17 protein-coding genes and 3 tRNA genes are annotated in these 18,956 nt (G+C 52.5%); 10 read left to right on the top strand and 10 right to left on the bottom strand.

From position 1 onward, the window contains the following. Positions 1–111: 111 nt before the first annotated feature. Positions 112–1,443, bottom strand: coding sequence for an amino-acid N-acetyltransferase (gene argA / locus NNO04_RS07850; RefSeq protein ID WP_271444183.1), 1,332 nt, complete (start codon positions 1,441–1,443; stop codon positions 112–114). A 233-nt stretch (positions 1,444–1,676) separates the two neighbouring features. Between argA and amiC the strand changes: the two genes are divergently transcribed. Then, positions 1,677–2,930, top strand: a complete 1,254-nt coding sequence (gene amiC / locus NNO04_RS07845) for an N-acetylmuramoyl-L-alanine amidase AmiC (RefSeq protein WP_271444182.1) — start codon at positions 1,677–1,679, stop codon at positions 2,928–2,930. An 87-nt stretch (positions 2,931–3,017) separates the two neighbouring features. On the opposite strand, the gene NNO04_RS07840 is transcribed toward amiC, so the two are convergent. From NNO04_RS07840 to NNO04_RS07830, 3 genes are all read right to left on the bottom strand, one after another. Continuing rightward, positions 3,018–3,094, bottom strand: a tRNA-Met gene (locus NNO04_RS07840). Positions 3,095–3,140: 46 nt separating this feature from the next. After that, positions 3,141–3,217: transfer RNA gene (locus tag NNO04_RS07835), tRNA-Met, on the bottom strand. A 46-nt stretch (positions 3,218–3,263) separates the two neighbouring features. Further along, positions 3,264–3,340, bottom strand: a tRNA-Met gene (locus NNO04_RS07830). 207 nt (positions 3,341–3,547) lie between these two features. On the opposite strand from NNO04_RS07830, the gene mltA reads away from it, so the two are divergent. Then, complete coding sequence (mltA, locus tag NNO04_RS07825) at positions 3,548–4,645, top strand: murein transglycosylase A (RefSeq protein WP_192613318.1); 1,098 nt, start codon at positions 3,548–3,550, stop codon at positions 4,643–4,645. 75 nt (positions 4,646–4,720) lie between these two features. Then, the gene (gene tcdA, locus NNO04_RS07820) at positions 4,721–5,527 is read left to right on the top strand and encodes a tRNA cyclic N6-threonylcarbamoyladenosine(37) synthase TcdA (RefSeq protein ID WP_271444181.1); all 807 of its coding nucleotides are present in this window, start codon (positions 4,721–4,723) and stop codon (positions 5,525–5,527) included. Positions 5,528–5,623: 96 nt separating this feature from the next. Here the strand turns inward: tcdA and csdE are convergent, their stop codons facing one another. After that, complete coding sequence (gene csdE / locus NNO04_RS07815) at positions 5,624–6,067, bottom strand: cysteine desulfurase sulfur acceptor subunit CsdE (RefSeq protein WP_271444180.1); 444 nt, start codon at positions 6,065–6,067, stop codon at positions 5,624–5,626. Next, positions 6,067–7,272: a cysteine desulfurase CsdA gene (gene csdA, locus NNO04_RS07810; RefSeq protein WP_271444179.1), complete on the bottom strand. Its 1,206-nt coding sequence runs from the start codon at positions 7,270–7,272 to the stop codon at positions 6,067–6,069. The genes csdE and csdA overlap by 1 nt, the downstream gene beginning before the upstream one ends. Before the next feature lie 192 nt (positions 7,273–7,464). On the opposite strand from csdA, the gene NNO04_RS07805 reads away from it, so the two are divergent. From NNO04_RS07805 to rlmM, 4 genes are all read left to right on the top strand, one after another. Continuing rightward, positions 7,465–7,692: a YgdI/YgdR family lipoprotein gene (locus NNO04_RS07805; RefSeq protein ID WP_271444178.1), complete on the top strand. Its 228-nt coding sequence runs from the start codon at positions 7,465–7,467 to the stop codon at positions 7,690–7,692. Between the two features lie 350 nt (positions 7,693–8,042). Next, on the top strand, positions 8,043–8,960 hold the full coding sequence (gene gcvA, locus NNO04_RS07800; RefSeq protein ID WP_162381471.1) for a glycine cleavage system transcriptional regulator GcvA: 918 nt from the start codon (positions 8,043–8,045) through the stop codon (positions 8,958–8,960). Positions 8,961–8,977: 17 nt separating this feature from the next. After that, on the top strand, positions 8,978–9,373 hold the full coding sequence (locus NNO04_RS07795; RefSeq protein WP_162381473.1) for a DUF423 domain-containing protein: 396 nt from the start codon (positions 8,978–8,980) through the stop codon (positions 9,371–9,373). After that, entirely contained in the window at positions 9,366–10,466 is a 1,101-nt protein-coding gene (gene rlmM / locus NNO04_RS07790; RefSeq protein ID WP_271444177.1) for a 23S rRNA (cytidine(2498)-2'-O)-methyltransferase RlmM, read from the top strand. The genes NNO04_RS07795 and rlmM overlap by 8 nt, the downstream gene beginning before the upstream one ends. 19 nt (positions 10,467–10,485) lie before the next feature. Here the strand turns inward: rlmM and fucR are convergent, their stop codons facing one another. The 4 genes from fucR to fucI all read right to left on the bottom strand — a co-directional run bounded on the left by fucR (position 10,486) and on the right by fucI (position 14,991). Further along, the gene (gene fucR, locus NNO04_RS07785) at positions 10,486–11,205 is read right to left on the bottom strand and encodes an L-fucose operon activator (RefSeq protein ID WP_271444176.1); all 720 of its coding nucleotides are present in this window, start codon (positions 11,203–11,205) and stop codon (positions 10,486–10,488) included. A gap of 42 nt (positions 11,206–11,247) precedes the next feature. Further along, a complete protein-coding gene (gene fucU, locus NNO04_RS07780) occupies positions 11,248–11,670 on the bottom strand; it encodes an L-fucose mutarotase (RefSeq protein ID WP_271444175.1) in 423 nt (140 codons plus the stop codon). Position 11,671: 1 nt separating this feature from the next. Further along, a complete protein-coding gene (gene fucK / locus NNO04_RS07775; RefSeq protein ID WP_271444174.1) occupies positions 11,672–13,090 on the bottom strand; it encodes an L-fuculokinase in 1,419 nt (472 codons plus the stop codon). Positions 13,091–13,215: 125 nt separating this feature from the next. Continuing rightward, on the bottom strand, positions 13,216–14,991 hold the full coding sequence (fucI, locus tag NNO04_RS07770) for an L-fucose isomerase (protein WP_271444173.1): 1,776 nt from the start codon (positions 14,989–14,991) through the stop codon (positions 13,216–13,218). Between the two features lie 451 nt (positions 14,992–15,442). Between fucI and NNO04_RS07765 the strand changes: the two genes are divergently transcribed. The 3 genes from NNO04_RS07765 to NNO04_RS07755 all read left to right on the top strand — a co-directional run bounded on the left by NNO04_RS07765 (position 15,443) and on the right by NNO04_RS07755 (position 18,953). Continuing rightward, positions 15,443–16,942 carry a sugar ABC transporter ATP-binding protein gene (locus tag NNO04_RS07765; protein ID WP_271444172.1) on the top strand — a complete coding sequence of 500 codons (1,500 nt, stop codon included), beginning with the start codon at positions 15,443–15,445 and terminating at the stop codon, positions 16,940–16,942. Between the two features lie 3 nt (positions 16,943–16,945). Beyond that, positions 16,946–17,929 carry an ABC transporter permease gene (locus NNO04_RS07760; protein WP_271444171.1) on the top strand — a complete coding sequence of 328 codons (984 nt, stop codon included), beginning with the start codon at positions 16,946–16,948 and terminating at the stop codon, positions 17,927–17,929. A gap of 73 nt (positions 17,930–18,002) precedes the next feature. Continuing rightward, on the top strand, positions 18,003–18,953 hold the full coding sequence (locus NNO04_RS07755) for an ABC transporter substrate-binding protein (RefSeq protein ID WP_271444170.1): 951 nt from the start codon (positions 18,003–18,005) through the stop codon (positions 18,951–18,953). The last annotated feature ends 3 nt before the right edge of the window (positions 18,954–18,956 follow it).

The following is an 18,956-nucleotide window of genomic DNA, read 5'->3' as shown; positions in this document are numbered from 1 at the left end:
AAAGTGTTTGATCAGACTCGTACTGTAGGCCGGATAAGCGTTAGCGCCATCCGGCAATGTACCAGATGGCGGCGCGAAATCGTTTTATCAGACCGGCAACGTATTAAGCCGCTATGCTAAATCCGCCATCAACACTTTTGAACGGCGCTGATAGTTGTACATCTCTTTTTTGCTTTCGGGGAGCAGGTCGATATCGACCGGCGTAAAGCCACGCTCCTGAAACCAGTGAATGCTCCGCGTGGTCAGCACAAACAGCTTGCTGAGCCCGATTTGTCTGGCCTGCGCGGCGATCCGCTCCAACAGGACTTCTCCTCGCGATGAACTGCGATAATCCGGATGCACCGCCACGCAGGCCATTTCCCCGATCTTCTCTTCCGGGAAGGGATACAACGCCGCGCAGGCGATGGTCAGGTTATCACGCTGAATAATGGTGAATTTGTCGATCTCCATCTCCAGCTGTTCGCGGGAACGGCGCACCAGAATGCCTTGTTGTTCCAGCGGGCGGATAAGCTCGAGAATTCCGCCAATATCATTGATGGTGGCGCGGCGGATCTGCTCGGCGCTTTCCATCACGATTTGCGTGCCAATACCGTCACGCGAGAACAATTCCTGTAACAGCGCGCCATCTTCCTGATAGCTGATCAAATGGCAGCGACGTACGCCGCTGCGACAGGCTTTCACCGCACCACGCAGGAAACGCACGGTTCCGGAGTTGTAATCCTCTTTCTCTTCCTGTGCCTCAACGCGGGCCTGCGCTTCATTTGGGAACAATTCAGAAACAATGTCGCCATCGTCGTTGGTAACCCCTTGTGAGGAGCAGAAGCCAATCATTTTCTCTGCCTTCAGTTTGATGGCGAGCTGGGTGGCGATCTCTTCTGAGGTCAGGTTAAAACTTTCACCGGTGACAGAGACGGCGACCGGTCCCATCAGGACAATCGCGCCGTTGTCGAGCTGGCGGTGAATCGCCTCTTCATCAATACGACGGATACGTCCGCTGTGGCAGTAATCGACGCCATCATCAACGCCCAGTGGCTGTGCGATGATAAAGTTGCCGCTGACCACGTTGATGTGCGCGCCCTGTAGAGGCGTGTTATTGAGGCTCATCGACAAACGGGCGGTGATATCCAGCTGTAATGTGCCAGCCGCCTGCTTGACCAGCTCCAGAGTTTTGGCGTCCGTTACACGCGTATTTTTGTGGTACACCGGCTCATGATGGTGTGCGGCCAAGTTCGCGTCGATTTGTGGACGTGCGCCATACACGACCACCAGACGAATGCCGAGGCTGTGCAGAAGCCCGATGTCATTGACGATACTGGAGAAATTCTCATGCTCGATGGCTTCGCCGCCCAGCATAATGACAAACGTTTTCCCCCGATGGGTATTGATATAGGGAACAGAATGGCGGAATCCCTGTACCAGTTCGGTTCTACGTTCCTTCACCACGGCACACCCTCATTGCATGATTATTCGTATTAAGTGTATTTTTATTCTGTTTTTTCTCCGGGCGCAAGTGCAATTTTGCCTGTTGTCGAAGGTATTTATCAGTAATACCGTGAATATAAAAAGAAAGTTTACTGTTTTATAGATGACAGATTATGCGTCATTCGCTAAAGTTTCCGGTCAATTCAGATGTTTTGTAAATCAGCACCGTTAGATTTGTTTTGCTCGGGAGAAGCATGTCGGGATCCAATCCAGCAATCAGCCGCCGTCGATTACTGCAAGGGGCGGGCGCCATGTGGCTATTGAGCGTAAGCCAGGTCGGTCTGGCTGCGGTCAGTCAGGTCGTTGCGGTTCGTATTTGGCCAGCATCCAGTTACACCCGTGTGACGGTGGAATCGAACCGCGAGTTGAAATACAAGCAATTTGCCCTGAGTAATCCTGAGCGCGTCGTGGTGGATATTGAAGGTGTGAATCTGAATTCCGTACTCAAAGGCATCGGAACCCAGATCCGCCCGGATGACCCCTACATCAAATCGGCAAGAGTAGGGCAGTTTGACCCGCAGACGGTGCGCATGGTGTTTGAACTGAAGCAAAACGTGAAGCCGCAGCTGTTTGCCCTCGCGCCAGTGGCGGGCTTTAAAGAACGTCTGGTGATGGATCTCTATCCTGCCAATGCGCAGGACATGCAGGATCCGCTGCTGGCGTTGCTTGAAGATTACAACAAAGGCGATCTGGAGAAACAGGTCCCGCCTGCGCAGAGCGGTCCACAGCCGGGTAAAGCGGGGCGCGATCGTCCGATTGTGATCATGCTCGATCCAGGGCACGGTGGCGAAGACTCAGGTGCTGTGGGGAAATACAAGACGCGTGAAAAAGATGTGGTGTTGCAGATCGCCCGTCGCCTGCGGGCGTTGATCGAGAAAGAGGGCAACATGAAGGTCTATATGACGCGAAACGAAGATATCTTCATTCCGCTGAAAGTGCGCGTAGCGAAAGCCCAAAAACAGCGCGCCGACCTTTTTGTTTCAATTCACGCGGATGCTTTCACCAGTCGACAGCCCAGCGGGTCGTCGGTGTTTGCCCTTTCTACTAAAGGCGCAACCAGTACGGCTGCAAAATACCTGGCGCAAACCCAGAACGCCTCGGATTTGGTCGGCGGGGTCAGTAAAAGCGGCGACCGCTACGTCGATCATACGATGTTTGACATGGTGCAATCGTTGACCATTGCCGACAGCCTGAAGTTCGGGAAAGCGGTGCTGAAAAAACTTGGCCAGATCAACAACCTGCACAAGAATCAGGTTGAGCAGGCAGGGTTTGCCGTGTTGAAAGCGCCAGATATCCCCTCGATCCTGGTTGAAACCGCCTTTATCAGTAACGTTGAAGAAGAGCGGAAGCTCAAAACCGCGACGTTCCAGCAGGAAGTGGCGGAGTCGATACTGGCGGGAATCAAAGCTTACTTCGCCGATGGGGCAACGCTGGCGAGAAGGGGATAATAAAAAAGCGCTGAAAAGCGCTTTTTTTATAGATGTTTTTGCCGACGCCAGAAACAAAAAAACACCCGTCAGGGTGCTTAATGTTGTTGGTTGCGGGGGCCGGATTTGAACCGACGACCTTCGGGTTATGAGCCCGACGAGCTACCAGGCTGCTCCACCCCGCGTCCGTCTTTTACTCTTCCATCGAGTAACTTCTTCTTCACAATGTGTTGGTTGCGGGGGCCGGATTTGAACCGACGACCTTCGGGTTATGAGCCCGACGAGCTACCAGGCTGCTCCACCCCGCGTCCGTCTGTTACTCTGCTATCAAGTAACCTTTTCTTCACATTGTATTGGTTGCGGGGGCCGGATTTGAACCGACGACCTTCGGGTTATGAGCCCGACGAGCTACCAGGCTGCTCCACCCCGCGTCCGTGGATGCGCACTATACTCTGCTAACATTTTCATGCAACCCTTTTTTTAACCAGATCATAAATTTGGTACGAGTGTGGTTAAAAATAGTTCCGGTCGGCTCGTTTTTTGCACAAAATTTGCGACAAGGGCGGTATGCGCATTTCATTAGGTCCGGGGGTTTGTTATCTTCATCTCGCATTATTGGCAACTTAAAGACGAGAACAATGAAAGGACGTTGGGCAAAATATCTTCTCACCGGAGCCGTCGTGGCGATGCTTGCTGCGTGTTCCTCTAAACCCACCGATCGCGGACAGCAGTATAAAGACGGGAAGTTTACCCAGCCTTTCTCACTGGTGAACCAGCCTGATGCGGTAGGCGCACCGATTAACGCAGGCGATTTTGCCGAGCAGGTGAATCAGATTCGCAGTGCATCACCGCGTTTATATGGTAATCAGAGCAACGTTTATAGCGCTGTTCAGGAGTGGCTGCGTGCTGGCGGTGATACGCGCAGTATGCGTCAGTTCGGCATTGATGCCTGGCAGATGGAAGGCGCGGATAACTACGGCAACGTACAGTTTACCGGCTATTACACGCCGGTGATCCAGGCGCGCCATACACGTCAGGGAGAGTTCCAGTACCCGATTTACCGGATGCCGCCAAAACGCGGACGCCTGCCGTCCCGCGCGGAGATCTACTCCGGCGCTCTGAGCGACAGCTACATTCTGGCTTACAGTAATTCGTTGATGGATAACTTCATCATGGATGTACAGGGCAGCGGCTATATTGATTTTGGCGACGGCAGCCCGCTCAACTTCTTCAGCTATTCCGGGAAAAACGGCCATGCTTACCGCAGTATCGGTAAAGTGCTGATCGACCGCGGTGAAGTAAAGAAAGAAGATATGTCGATGCAGGCGATTCGCCATTGGGGTGAAACGCACAGCGAAGCCGAAGTGCGCGAGCTGCTGGAGCAGAACCCTTCATTTGTCTTCTTTAAACCGCAATCTTATGCACCGGTGAAAGGGGCCAGCGCGGTACCGTTGATTGGTCGCGCCTCTGTGGCTTCTGATCGTAGCATTATTCCACCGGGCACCACGCTGCTGGCGGAAGTGCCGCTGCTGGATAATGACGGTAAGTTTACTGGCCAGTATGAACTGCGCCTGATGGTGGCGCTGGACGTCGGCGGCGCAATTAAAGGCCAGCACTTTGACATTTACCAGGGCATTGGCGCGGACGCCGGACACCGTGCAGGCTGGTATAATCACTATGGTCGTGTCTGGGTGCTGAAGAGCGCGCCTGGCGCAGGTAACGTGTTTAGCGGCTGATTATGGTATTCTGAACACCATTTCTACGGATAAGACAGGGTGAGGATATCTCACCCTTTTTAATTCTGAGGTTGTATGTCTGTTGTGATAAGTGATGCCTGGCGTCAGCGTTTTGGCGGCACCGCGCGCCTGTATGGTGAAAAAGCGCTGCAGCTGTTTGCCGACGCGCATATCTGTGTGGTTGGGATCGGTGGAGTGGGTTCGTGGGCGGCAGAAGCGCTGGCGCGAACCGGAATTGGCGCGATCACGCTTATTGATATGGATGACGTTTGCGTCACCAATACGAATCGTCAAATTCATGCCCTGCGCGATAACGTTGGACTGGCGAAAGCGGAAGTGATGGCAGATCGTATCCGGCTGATTAACCCGGAATGCCGGGTGAACGTTATTGATGATTTCGTGACGCCGGATAACGTTGCTGAGTATATGAATGCAGGGTTTTCCTATGTGATCGACGCGATTGACAGCGTGCGACCGAAAGCGGCGCTGATTGCGTATTGTCGCCGCAATAAAATTCCGCTGGTCACCACCGGCGGAGCGGGAGGGCAAATCGACCCCACGCAGATTCAGGTCGTCGATTTAGCGAAAACCATTCAGGATCCGCTGGCGGCAAAACTGCGCGAGCGGTTGAAAAGTGATTTTGGCGTGGTGAAAAACAGCAAAGGTAAGTTGGGCGTTGACTGCGTGTTCTCAACCGAAGCGCTGGTGTATCCACAGTCTGACGGCTCTGTCTGCGCAATGAAAGCGACGGCGGAAGGGCCAAAACGCATGGACTGCGCTTCTGGATTCGGTGCGGCGACCATGGTGACCGCCACTTTCGGTTTTGTCGCCGTTTCCCACGCCCTGAAGAAAATGATGGCGAAAGCGGCGCGCCAGTCTTGATGGCGTCGGATGGCGCTACGCTTATCCGATCTACTGTTCGTACGGCTGTGAAGGCCGGATAGGGCGCGATAGCGCCGCCATCCGGCACAACAACCCTCACAGGTTGCGGGCCGCTTCCACAACAGCCTCGCTAAGTGCATTCAGCCCCTGGCTACGCGATGCGCTGAGTTGCGCTTTCAGGCCTAACTCATCAAACAACGTCAGCGGCGAGCGGGCCAAAATTTCCGCCGCCGTTTTGCCTTCCACTGCGGTCAGCAATACGGCCAACAGGCCACGCACGATGCGACCTTCACTGTCGCCAAAAAAGTGCAGGGTGCCATTGGCCGACAGGGTATGCCCCAACCAGACGCGGTTTTCACATCCGGCAATCTCTTTTGCCTGCGCTTTTAACGCTTCTGGTAACGCGGGAAGCTGCTTACCCAGCAGGATAAGCTGGCGATATTTATCCTCCCACTGTGTCAGTGGGGTGAACGTATTACGTAACGTCTCTTCGGTTACAGTTGTGCCAAACGGGTGTCCAGCGAACAGAGGGTTTGTCATTAATCCACCAGTATTTCCAGCGCGCGGTCAATCGCATTGACCAACGCATCGACATCGCTCTTTGTATTATACGGCGCAAAAGAGGCGCGCAAAGTCCCGGTGACGCCCATTTCCGCCAACAACGGTTGAGCGCAGTGCTGCCCGGCACGCAGCGCGATGCCATATTCTGCCAGTAACGTCACCATATCGATGTGGTGTACTCCGGCAAAGTCGAAGGCCAGCAGGCTGGAGTCCTGGCAGCGGAACGAACGAAACCCCGGACGTGTCGCCAGCGCGTCTTCCGCCAGTGTGGCCAGCCCACGACTCCAGCTTTCGGCCTGCACGATATCGAACTCAGAAAGCCATTCCAGCGCGGCGCTCAGGCCAATCACCCCTGCAACGTTTGGCGTACCGGCCTCGAGCTTCCACGGCGCGGATTGCGTGGTAAATCCCTCGAAGCTGACTTCACTGATCATTTTGCCGCCGCCGAGCCAGGGTGACATCGCGTCCAGCAGTTCTGGTTTACCGTAGAGCACGCCAATGCCGGTTGGGCCATACAGTTTGTGAGCAGAGAAGGCGTAGAAATCGATGTCGAGCTGCTGTACGTCGACAGGAAAATGCACTGCCCCTTGCGCGCCATCGACCATTACGATCATCCCGGCAGCATGCGCCAGCGCGATTGCGCGGGCCAAATCCGGGCATCCGCCCGTCACATTGGACATTTGTCCCAGCGCCAGAATGCGGCTGCGTGGGGTAATCAGGTCGGACAGACGCTCAACATCGGGAATAAAATGCGCATTGAGCGGCAGTTTGACGACTTTTGCGCCCGTCTGCTCCGCCACCATCAGCCAGGGCACGAGATTGGCATGGTGCTCGGCCGCGCTCACAATAATTTCATCACCCGGTTGCAGGCGAGGGCGGGCATAGCTTTGCGCCACCATGTTGATCGCTTCGGTGGTGCCGCGGGTCCAGACGATTGTTTTGTCGTCGGGCGCATTTACCAGGCGTGCGACTTTTTCTCTGGCTGCCTCGTAACGTGCGGTCAGGCGCTGGGCTTCGGCAAACTGGCTACGATGGACGTTTCCGGCGCTCAGACTGTAAAACTGATGCGTGGCGTCGATAACCGCCTGCGGTTTGAGGGCCGTGGCGGCGCTGTCGAGATAGACACCGGCATCAACGAGTGCGGGAAACTGCGCACGAAACTGCGCGGGATTAAAAGCGTTCATGGAATTCCTCTGTTCAGTCAACAGATCGTGGCGCAAAAAGAGCCCTGATACAAGGTTTGTCCTCCCCCTCGGAATCGTCTGCTTATCCATGTGAAATCCGACCAGTGGCTTATGCTAAATAGTGTTGGGAAAATGCTTTTGCCTGTTTTGAAAATTTATTTAGATAGCATAAATCGCTGCAAGGAGAAGAAGATGAATAAGACAGCCGCCATTATCTCTGCCTGTATGCTGACGTTTGCCCTCAGCGCCTGCTCCGGTTCCAATTACGTGATGCACACCAATGATGGGCGAACCATTGTCTCTGAAGGGAAACCGAGGATGGATGATGAAACAGGGATGATTTCGTACCAGGATGCTAACGGCAACAAACAGCAGATAAATCGTACTGACGTAAAAGAGATGGTCGAACTGGATCAGTAACCGGTCAGTCATGGGCAAAAAAAAGCACCGCAATTTGGCGGTGCTACATTAATCACTATGGACAGACAGGGTAAATGTACAGGAAGTGAAAAAGGGTAGCCTTGCTACCGTGGTCTGAATCGCAGACCAATTGCAAACACAACAACACAACATCACAACCGTAAGCCAAAAGTTCACCAGAACACGCATTCCGATAAAACTTTTCGTTCCGGCTCAGGAAGTGACGCCACTATAGGTATTTGCTGGTAGAACCTCAACGGACAAATTATAATGGCTCAGATTAAAAAAACTAATAGGTTACATAACGTTACCTAATTGTTAAATTCTTTTAACATCAAAGTTTAAAAGCCATGTCAAAACGATTACCACCCCTGAATGCATTACGTGTTTTTGATGCCGCCGCAAGGCATTTAAGCTTCACGCGCGCGGCAGAAGAGCTTTTTGTGACACAGGCCGCAGTAAGCCACCAAATCAAGTCTCTTGAGGATTTTTTGGGACTTAAGCTGTTTCGCCGTCGCAACCGATCGCTTTTGCTGACGGAGGAAGGGCAAAGCTATTTCCTCGACATCAAAGAGATTTTTTCGCAATTAACTGAAGCGACGCGTAAACTTCAGGCTCGTAGTGCAAAAGGGGCCTTAACCGTCAGTTTATTGCCCAGTTTTGCCATTCAATGGCTGGTGCCCAGACTCACAAGCTTTAATTCAGCTTATCCGGGGATCGATGTCAGAATCCAGGCCGTAGATCGTCAGGAAGATAAACTGGCGGACGATGTGGACGTCGCGATTTTTTATGGGCGTGGAAACTGGCCGGGGTTGCGTGTTGAAAAATTGTACGCAGAATATTTATTGCCCGTCTGTTCGCCCCTGCTACTCACCGGCGACAAACCGCTGAAGACGCCGGAGGATCTGGCACAGCATACGTTACTGCATGATGCGTCGCGGCGTGACTGGCAAACCTATACGCGCCAGTTGGGGTTGAATCATATAAATGTGCAGCAGGGACCTATCTTCAGCCACAGCGCAATGGTGCTGCAGGCTGCCATCCATGGACAGGGGGTCGCGTTAGCCAATAACGTGATGGCGCAGTCCGAAATTGAAGCCGGACGTCTTGTTTGTCCGTTTAATGATGTTCTGGTCAGCAAAAATGCTTTTTATCTGGTTTGTCATGACAGTCAGGCAGAACTGGGTAAAATAGCTGCTTTTCGTCAGTGGATACTGGCAAAAGCGGCCACTGAACAAGAAAAATTCCGCTTTCGTTACGACCAATAATTTATGTAGGTACTGCCATGACCAGCCGTTTTATGCTGATTTTCGCCGCCATTAGCGGCTTCATTTTTGTTGCTCTGGGTGCCTTTGGGTCGCATGTCCTGAGCAAGACCCTTGGCGTGGTTGAAATGGGGTGGATCCAGACCGGCCTTGAATATCAGGCATTTCACACGCTGGCGATTTTTGGTCTTGCCGTTGCTATGCAGCGACGCATCAGTATCTGGTTTTACTGGAGCAGCGTTTTTCTGGCATTAGGCACCGTGCTGTTTAGCGGCAGCCTCTACTGCCTGGCGCTGTCCCATTTACGCCTGTGGGCGTTTGTTACTCCTGTCGGCGGCGTAAGTTTTCTGGCAGGTTGGGTGCTGATGTTAATTGGCGCCATTCGTTTGAAACGTAAGAGCGTTAGTCATGAATAAGGTTGTGTTGTTGTGTCGCCCGGGGTTTGAAAAAGAGTGTGCCGCAGAGATCACGGATAAAGCAACTCGTCGGGAAGTGTTTGGTTTCGCTCGCGTAAAAGACAATGCGGGTTACGTCATTTTTGAGTGCTACCAGCAGGATGATGCTGAAAAGTTAGTAAAAGAACTGCCGTTCAGTTCGCTAATTTTTGCCCGTCAAATGTTTGTCGTCGGTGAGTTGCTGCAATATTTGCCGCCGGAAGACCGCATTACACCGATTGTCGGTATGTTGCAGGGCGTCGTGGAGAAAGGCGGTGACCTGCGTGTCGAAGTGGCTGACACCAACGAAAGCAAAGAGCTGGTCAAGTTTTGCCGCAAATTCACCGTACCGCTGCGCGCAGCACTGCGCGAAGCAGGCGTACTGGCAAAATATGAAACGCCAAAACGTCCGGTGGTCCATGTTTTCTTCATCGCACCGGGATGTTGTTACACCGGCTACTCCTGGCCTGACAATAACTCACCGTTTTACATGGGCATCCCGCGTCTGAAGTTCCCGGCTGATGCGCCGAGCCGTTCAACGCTGAAGCTGGAAGAAGCGCTGCATGTCTTTATTCCGGAAGATGAGTGGGATGAGCGTCTGGCAAATGGGATGTATGCGGTGGATTTAGGTGCCTGTCCTGGCGGTTGGACCTATCAACTGGTGAAGCGCAATATGTGGGTTTATTCCGTTGATAACGGTCCGATGGCGCAAAGCCTGATGGACACCGGGCAGGTGACCTGGCTGCGTGAAGACGGATTTAAGTACCGCCCGAATCGCAACAACATCTCGTGGATGGTCTGCGATATGGTGGAGAAGCCAGCAAAAGTGGCTGCGCTGATGGCGCAGTGGCTGGTTAATGGCTGGTGTCGTGAAACGATCTTCAACCTCAAGCTGCCGATGAAAAAGCGCTATGAAGAAGTGTCGCAGAATCTGGCGTATATTCAGGCCCAGCTTGACGAACACGACATTAATGCACAGATTCAGGCGCGTCAGCTTTATCATGACCGTGAAGAAGTGACGGTGCACGTGCGTCGTTTGTGGGCTGCCGTCGGTGGTCGTCGCGACGAGCGATAACATCCGGAGGCCGGGTGCGTTATCCGGCCTCTACCTGCCGTGTGTCCGACACAATATGCGTCACATCATCCAGATGTCCAATCCGCGCCTCTCCCGAGCGATTGAATTTACTCTTATCGATCAGCAATAACGATTGCGATGCACGCTTGAGCAACGTTGATTTGAAATCTGCATTAAACGTGCTGGAATCCCACAACACGCTACTGTTATCGATCCCTTCGCAGGAGAAAATAAACAGATCAATGTCGAGTGGTTTTAGCTGCGAGAGCAGCGACGGATTGACATAGCAGCCGTGTTTACGTTGTAGCGTGCCGCCAGAACTGATGAGCTGGATCTGTTCGCGCTTACCTAATTCAAGGCAAATCGGGTGGCTGTTGGTGAACACCTGCAGGTTGATGTCCGGTAGCTGGCGGGCCAGATGCCAGCACGTCGAGCTGGCGTCCAGGGCTACCACCATCCCTTCCTCTATCCAGGCCAGCGCTTCACGGGCAATGTCCGCTTTGTGCGCATAGTGACTTTTCCGCCGAAGATGAAAGGGGGCGCCGCCGTCCGGATTTTCCCGATGAATCACGGTGGCGCATCCGTGGTGACGTCGTACTTTTCCCTGCGATTGCAGCGCGTTCAGGTCGCGTCGAATGGTCTCCAGGCTGACGTTAAGCCGCACAGCCAGCTCTCCGGTGGTCAGACTCTGGTGATGAATAAGCAGGTCTACGATCGCGTGCTGGCGTGTCATTTTCATGTTTGCACTCCCTCATTCGTGTACACCTGCCTGGGGATAAGATTACGGCGTAACGCCTTTCTTTAAAAGAATATTGCCGTACTTTGCCCGTTCACCGGTTATCACGATCGCAAAGGCTTTTTGCGCCCGTTCGTAGAATGCAAAGCGGTCGATACGGGTAATGTCAGGGCATACGCCTTGCAATGAGAGTGCATCACGATAGCGGGACTCTACTTCCGGGTCGAGCGAATCCCCCTCAACGGCGGCCATCATCACCAACGGCGGCGCGTAGCTATCCAGTTCAAACAGTGGAATGATTGCCCTGAGCAGATCGCTGACCATCAGGCCGTCGGCACGTATTACCTGCGGCCCCAGGCTGTGAGCCGGGAAATGGGCGTCAGAAAAAATAATTTCATCCCCGTGGCCCATTTGCGCCATGACTTTTAGTAGTTCAGGGGAAATTAACGGCGAGATAGTTTTCAGCATTTCACACTCCCTCAATGCATTCGGATTCGGTTTGCGGATAAAAATAACGGTACTGATAACGCACCTGCGCCCGGGCCTGTTCCGGGCTGGCAAATTCACCTACGCCGAACCAGGCAAACATTGCCGCGCCAGCAACGGTGGTTTCTGCGTCATCCAGTACTTTGATCGGAATGCCAAGCGTGTCGGCTTTAATTTGATTCCACAGCGCGTTACGGCTGCCTCCTCCCACCAGCAGCAATTCTGTCGCCTTGAACTGGCCGATCTTTTCCAGCGTTTGCAGGTTTTGCCTGAGTTGAGCCGTTAATGATTCGAGCGCGGCACGATACAAGTGCCCTCGGGTGCTGGTAAGCGTGACGCCTTGCCATCCCGCCTGCGTGTTGGTCAGCAGATCGCTGTGCATTTTCACGCCGTCGGCGCCTGCGGGGATGGCACGCGCCTCATCAATCAGCGTTTGCCACGGCGTCTCTGGGCTCCACAGTAGTTTGCGTACCCACTCCAGCACCCCGGATGCCAGCCACTGCATTCCCGGATTCGTGAGGCCTCGCTGGCTGTCCAGTTCAGCGGTAGAGCCGGGATACTGACTTAATAGCGGAGTATCCACCCGGGAGCTGCGTACCATCAGAATTTCCCATGTTCCGGATGACAGCACGGGTTCATCCTGTTGGGCGCCCGCGCCAAACAAGGCAAATTGTGTGTCGTGCCCGGCGGAGATAACCGGAATACCCGCCGGTATTCCCAGACGACGAGCGATATCGGGCTGTAGCGTGCCGATTTTCTCTCCCGCTTCAACTAAGCGCGGAAACAGACGGCGTGGCAAACCGGCAGCCTGCAGGATTTCTGGGCTGAAATCGCGCTGGTGAATATCCAGTAGCTGGCTGGTTCCTGCCATGGTGATGTCGGTGGTGAACTCACCGGTCAAACGATGGTTGATTAAGGATGAAATAAATAGCCAGGCATGAGCCTGTTCAGGCAGGTGAGGATGATTCTCTTTGAGCCACAGTAACTTATACAATGTGTTGAAGCTGAATGCGCCGACCCCGGAAATTTCCTGCAACCGCTGTGGCGTCATCATGCGGCGGATAGTGTTCATCACTGTGGCAGTGCGCGGGCATTTCCAACTGATGATCGGATAAAGCAGCGTGCCGTGTTCATCAACCAGCGCGCCATCGACACCAAACGTGGTGACCGTAATGCCGCGTATCTGGCATGTCGAGAGTTGTACCGAGAGCGTTTGGCAGCAATCGGCAAAGCGTTGCAAAATGGCCTCCAGCGACCACTGATGCCAGGCGGTATTTTCCGTGGCGAGTTCGCTGGCATTGGGGGTTGCGGCCCGGGCGACAATGTTTCCCTGGCGGTCGACGGCGATGGCCCTTACGTTGGTTGCGCCGCAGTCGAGAACCAGAATAACCTCTTGCTTCATAAAAACTCCTGGAACTTTGCCGGATGGCATTGCGCTTATCCGGCCTACAAAATCACGAAGAAATGCGTTGTTGTAGGCCCGGCAAGCTTGCGCCACCGGGCAAAGAAATTAGAGAGCGGGATACATCAACGCTTGTACAGCGGACCGTAGTTCTGGCAGGCGCGGTAATCCTGGCCTTCGATGTCCATACCGTGCGCGGACCAGGAAGAAGGGCGATAGATCTTCGCCGCTTCCACGTTGTGCATGCAGACCGGAATACGCAGCATCGCGGCGAGAGTAATAAAATCAGCCCCGACGTGACCAATGGTCAGCACGCCGTGGTTTGCTCCCCAGTTTGCCATCACGGAATAGACGTCGGTGAAGGGGCCTTGTCCCGTCAGACGTGGGGCGAACCAGGTCGTTGGCCAACTGGAGTCGGTACGTTTGTCGAGGGTGTCATGAACCTCTTTCGGTAACTCGACGCTCCAGCCTTCGGCAATTTGCAGTACCGGACCCAGACCCTTGATGATGTTTACACGCGTCATGGTGAACGGCACGCCACCTTCGGTCAGGAAACGCGAAGAGTAGCCGCCGCCACGGAAATATTCGTGGATCGCCGGGCACCACTCGGTTGCGGCCAGACAATCATCCGCCTCTTTGGGGCTGATATCCCAGTGAGGTTTCATGGTCGGTCTACCTTCGTTATCACGCTGTTTGCACGTGCCGTCGAGGGCGGCAGAACCTGAGTTTATCAGGTGGATGATGCCGTGTTCCGCCAGCCCGGTCAGCGGTTGTCCCGTCACGCGTTGTACGGCTTCCGGTGACCAGTAGGTGCGCACATCGGCGAACACTTGTGCCGTGCCGGTGAGTTGATGCCCAAACAGCATCGCCACACCGTTCAGACTGTCGTTTTCGGTCGCCACGACAAACGGTTCGCGCACACCGTTCCAGTCAAAGGAGCTGTTCAGCAGCGCTTCGGCAGTATCGCCATTGGGGTATTGATCGGTCCAGTGACGCTGTCCCTGGAAGCCCGCTGCAATGGCGTTGTAGCCCAATGATTCTTCTACGCGACCGATTTCCGCAAGTTTGCTGTTACCCTGCATCATGTCGCGAATACACATCGCCATCAGCAGGCTTTCGCGCAGGATCTCCCGGTTTTGTTCAGCATTGCGCTGATACTGCTGGGCATTTTTATCTTCGCCGTAGCGGAAGTGCTGATCGGCCCAGGCCAGCGCCATTTCCAGCTCGGTTTCGTCATAAATTTTATGATCGATGCGGCGGCGCAATTCAGTCATATCGACGGACTGTACTTTCATACCCAGCCAGGATTCGAAGAAATTGTGATCGACGATGGAACCCGCAATGCCCATTGAAACCCCGCCCAGCGAGAGATAGCTTTTGCCTTTCATACTGGCGACCGCTAAACCCGCTCTGGAGAAGCGCAGCAGTTTTTCTTCAACGTCGGCCGGAATCGAGGTGTCATTGGCATCCTGTACGTCCTGACCGTAAATGGAAAACGCAGGGAGTCCTTTTTGACTGTGGGCGGCCAGCGCGGCGGCGAGATACACGGCACCCGGGCGTTCCGTACCATTGAATCCCCAAATGGCTTTGGGTCGTGTGGGATCCATGTCGATTGTTTCACTGCCGTAGCACCAACACGGGGTGACGGTAATGGTTAAGCCAACATTTTGACTGCTGAATTTCTCTTCACAGGCTGCAGATTCTGCCATACCTGCAATACAGGTATCCGAAATCACGCACTCAACGGGGGTGCCGCAGGCGTGGCGGAGCTTCTCGGTAAGAAGGGCCGCGGTGGCCTTCGCCATATTCATGGTCTGCGTTTCCAGCGATTCACGAACGCCCATACGGCGTCCATCAATGACCGGGCGAATACCAATTTTCGGTAGGCTGATTTTCTTCATTCGTGGTTCCTCATCTCACTTTATGGCGCTCTGCTCTGGTGACGTTTGGACCCCACCTCAGCAGTCGGCTGAATTTCTCATTTTTGCTAACTCGAGTTAGCTTAGGTATTGTGGCGTTTTTTACACAACTTTTTTATTGTGGATATGTGAGTGGCTTCACGAGAAGTGGTTAAAATTCGATCTCCGTCAAACAAATAATAGTGATTACATGGGGTTAAATCCTTTATAATCACTGCCTTATAATAAATTGCTTGTTCGGCGTCACAATTTCAAACCAAATAATTTGGTTATTTTTGGCGGCTAAAATAGCTTTAAAAGGCAATCGCTAACTCGAGTTAGCAAAACAAGGTGTTTTAACTGGACGTATTCGCATTAACGGTGACGAGGGTTCTCTGGCATGTTCTGCGCCTGATTCACTGACTGCCATTTCTGATGATTGAGGAAAGCAGCAATGTCCGAAACATTTTTACAAATGAGTCATATTACTAAACGATTCCCCGGCGTATTGGCGTTGAGTAATGTGGATTTTAGTTTACGCAGAGGCGAAGTTCATGCGCTATTAGGTGAGAATGGTGCGGGAAAATCGACGCTGATGAAAATCTTATCAGGTGTTTACCAACCTGATGAAGGTAATATTGTTTTTGAAGATCAGCCCGTTTCATTTTCAAGCCCGCTAAGTGCGCAGCAGGTTGGTATTACAATTATTCACCAGGAATTTAATCTCTTCCCCGAACTGACAGTTGAAGAAAATATATTTATTGGCAGGGAGTTTTGCAAAAATAATCGCTGGCGGCTGGATGAAAAACAACAGCGACAGGCTGCGACGGAAATTTTGCAAAAGTTGAACCTGAATATTTCACCGGATACTCTGGTTGCCGACCTTACTGTTGCACAACAGCAAATGGTCGAAATTGCGAAAGCAATTTCGGTAAATGCCAAAATCCTGATTATGGATGAACCAACGGCGGCACTGACGGAAACAGAAATAGAAAGTTTATTTCAGGTGACGCGCTTGCTTAAATCGCAGGGGACGGGAATTGTCTACATTTCGCATCGACTGGAGGAGCTGGCGCTGATTGCCGATCGCGCCACCGTGATGCGTGATGGGCAATACATTGATACCGTCGACTATGATGCGGTCAATATCAGTGACCTGATTGCGATGATGGTTGGACGCGATCTGGGGAACATCTATCCGCGTCGTGAAGCGCAGGTTCACCAGACGCCCGTGCTGGAAGTTAGCGGTCTGACGCGAAAAGGCGTCCTGAATAATATCGATTTTACGCTTTATCGTGGCGAGATTTTAGGATTTGCCGGTCTGATGGGCGCCGGGCGTACGGAACTGGCCAGAGCCATTTTTGGCGCAGACCCAATTGATGCCGGCACTCTCAAACTCAACGGTAAAGTGACGGTAATTAAAGATATCCCGGATGCGATAAAACAGGGAATTAGCTATTTGACGGAAGACCGCAAAAAAGAAGGTCTGGCATTAGGTTTGTCCGTTGAACGCAATATCATGCTGGGAAATTACCCTGAATATTCCGATCGCTATGGCAACGTGGACAGCAAACGCTGCCAGACCACAAGCCAGGAGCAGGTCAGTGCGCTAAGAATTAAGACCCCGCATCTGGAACAAGCGGCCTTGAATTTAAGTGGTGGCAATCAGCAGAAAATCATTATTGCTCGTTGGGTGTGTAAGGATACCGATATTCTCATTTTTGATGAGCCTACCCGAGGTATTGATGTCGGTGCCAAACTGGAAATTTATGAATTAATGAATCGCCTTGTGGCAAAAGGGAAATCAATTATTATGATTTCCTCTGAATTACCGGAAGTACTGGGTATGTGCGATCGCATTTTAGTGATGCGTAATGGACGTATTACCGGGGAGTTAACTTCTGATGACGCCACACAAGAAAAAATCATGCAATATGCGACGTTAGAGGATTAAATTATGACCATCTCTGTAACCTCTTCAGACAGCAATAATAAGAAGATAAAAATTAATAAAGAACTTTTGATGCGCCTTGCGCCACTTTTTAGCCTGATTATTTTAGTGGTGTTTTTCAGTTTCAGTTCACCTTTTTTCTTTAATACCGAAAACATTATGACGATTGCTCTGCAAACGTCGGTGATCGGGATTATGGCCATTGGCGTTACTTTTGTGATTATTACTGCCGGGATCGATCTTTCGCTGGGATCGGTGGTGGCTTTTTCCGGCGTCGCCGTCGGGATTTGCGCCAGTTTTGGTATGCCGCTGCCTGTCTGCATTCTGGCGGGAGTACTGGCGGGAGGGCTGTGCGGTTACGCCAATGCGTTGCTGGTGACGAAAGCAACCATCCCTCCCTTTATTGCGACGTTGGGTCTGATGATGTCCATCAGGGGGATCAATATGGTCATGACCGATGGTCGCGCGATTTACTTTGCTGACTACCCCTCATTCAAAATGCTGGCGCAGGGACGCTTATTCGATGTACTTCCCTATCCGGTGTTTTACCTCGTCATCGTGGCGCTGGTGGCCAGCTACATTCTGAAGAAAACCGTTATTGGCCGCTATGTTTACGCCGTCGGCAGCAATGAAGTGGCGGCTCACCTTTCCGGGATCAAAGTTCAGCGTGTCAAAATTTTCGTCTACGCCTTCTGTGGTTTGCTGACAGGGATCGCGGGGGTCATCCTGGCATCGCGTCTGAACTCAGGACAGCCGACGGTTGGTGTGGGTTATGAGCTGGAAGCCATCGCGGCAGTCGTCATTGGTGGTACCAGCCTGATGGGCGGAATTGGCACCATTGGCGGCACGATTATTGGCGCATTCATTATGAGTGTGCTGAAAAACGGCCTGAATCTGATGGGAGTTTCACAGTTCTGGCAAATGGTAGCGATGGGTATCGTGGTGGTCGCTGCCGTCTATCTCGACACATTACGCAAAAAGATTCGTTGATTTACGCTCCCGGAACTTACGGGGAACAATGACCCTGACGTTAAGGGTGACTCACTTAAAACGGAGTACCACAATGAAAACCAGGCATTTTGTCTATGCGTTATCTCTGCTGGCTTGCATGACATCCAGCGCGTTGGCTAAAGATTTGAATCTTCCTGTCGTCAGTAAAGGTTTCCAGCATGAATTCTGGCAAACCGTAAAAATGGGGACAGAAGCTGCAGCTAAAGAGCTGGGCGATAAAACCAGCTATGTTGGTCCTGCGGATGAAACCCAGATTGCTGAACAAATCCAGCTGGTTGAAAATGCGATGGCGCAAAAACCAAACGGATTGCTGCTGGCAGCGTTAGACGCCAATGCGCTTGCTCCGCTTGTGGAAACCGCCAATTCGCGCGGGATCAAGGTGGTGACGTTTGATTCTGGCGTCAATTCCAATATTCCGGTCAGCTTTGTGGCGACAAACAACCGTAAAGCGGGTGCCGAAGCCGCAGATGCGCTGGCCGCACAAGTCAATAATAAAGGGAAAGTCGGCATTATTGCTCACGTGGCGGGAACCTCTTCGGCGATTGAACGTTCGGAAGGATTTGTCGCCCGCATGAAGGAAAAATACCCTGATATCAAGGTGCTGCCGGTTCAGTACAGTGATGGCGATCCGCAAAAAGCGATGGATAAAACCATTGATATGATCCAGGCGAACCCGGATCTGGCGGGGATCTACGGCACCAATGAAGGGTCAACGTTGGGCGTGGCGAACGCAATTGATAGTCAAAATCTGAAAGGCAAAATCAAAGTCATTGGTTTTGACAGCACTGAGGCCATTATCAATTTCCTGAACTCAGGCGTCATTCAGGGCTTCGTCGTCCAGGACGCTTTCCAGATTGGCTATCAGGGGATCAAAACGCTGAACGCTTCGCTGTCTGGCCAAACCGTACCGAAAGAAATCGATATTCCGGTGAAATTCGTTAATGCGCAGAACATTAATACGCCGGAAATTGAGAAGTTATTACACCCATTTGGTAAGAAGTAATCC

It is taken from the genome of Citrobacter sp. Awk 4 (assembly GCF_028069725.1).
Classification (GTDB): Bacteria; Pseudomonadota; Gammaproteobacteria; order Enterobacterales; family Enterobacteriaceae; genus Citrobacter_D.
This window is presented reverse-complemented; position numbering and strand designations above follow the sequence as displayed.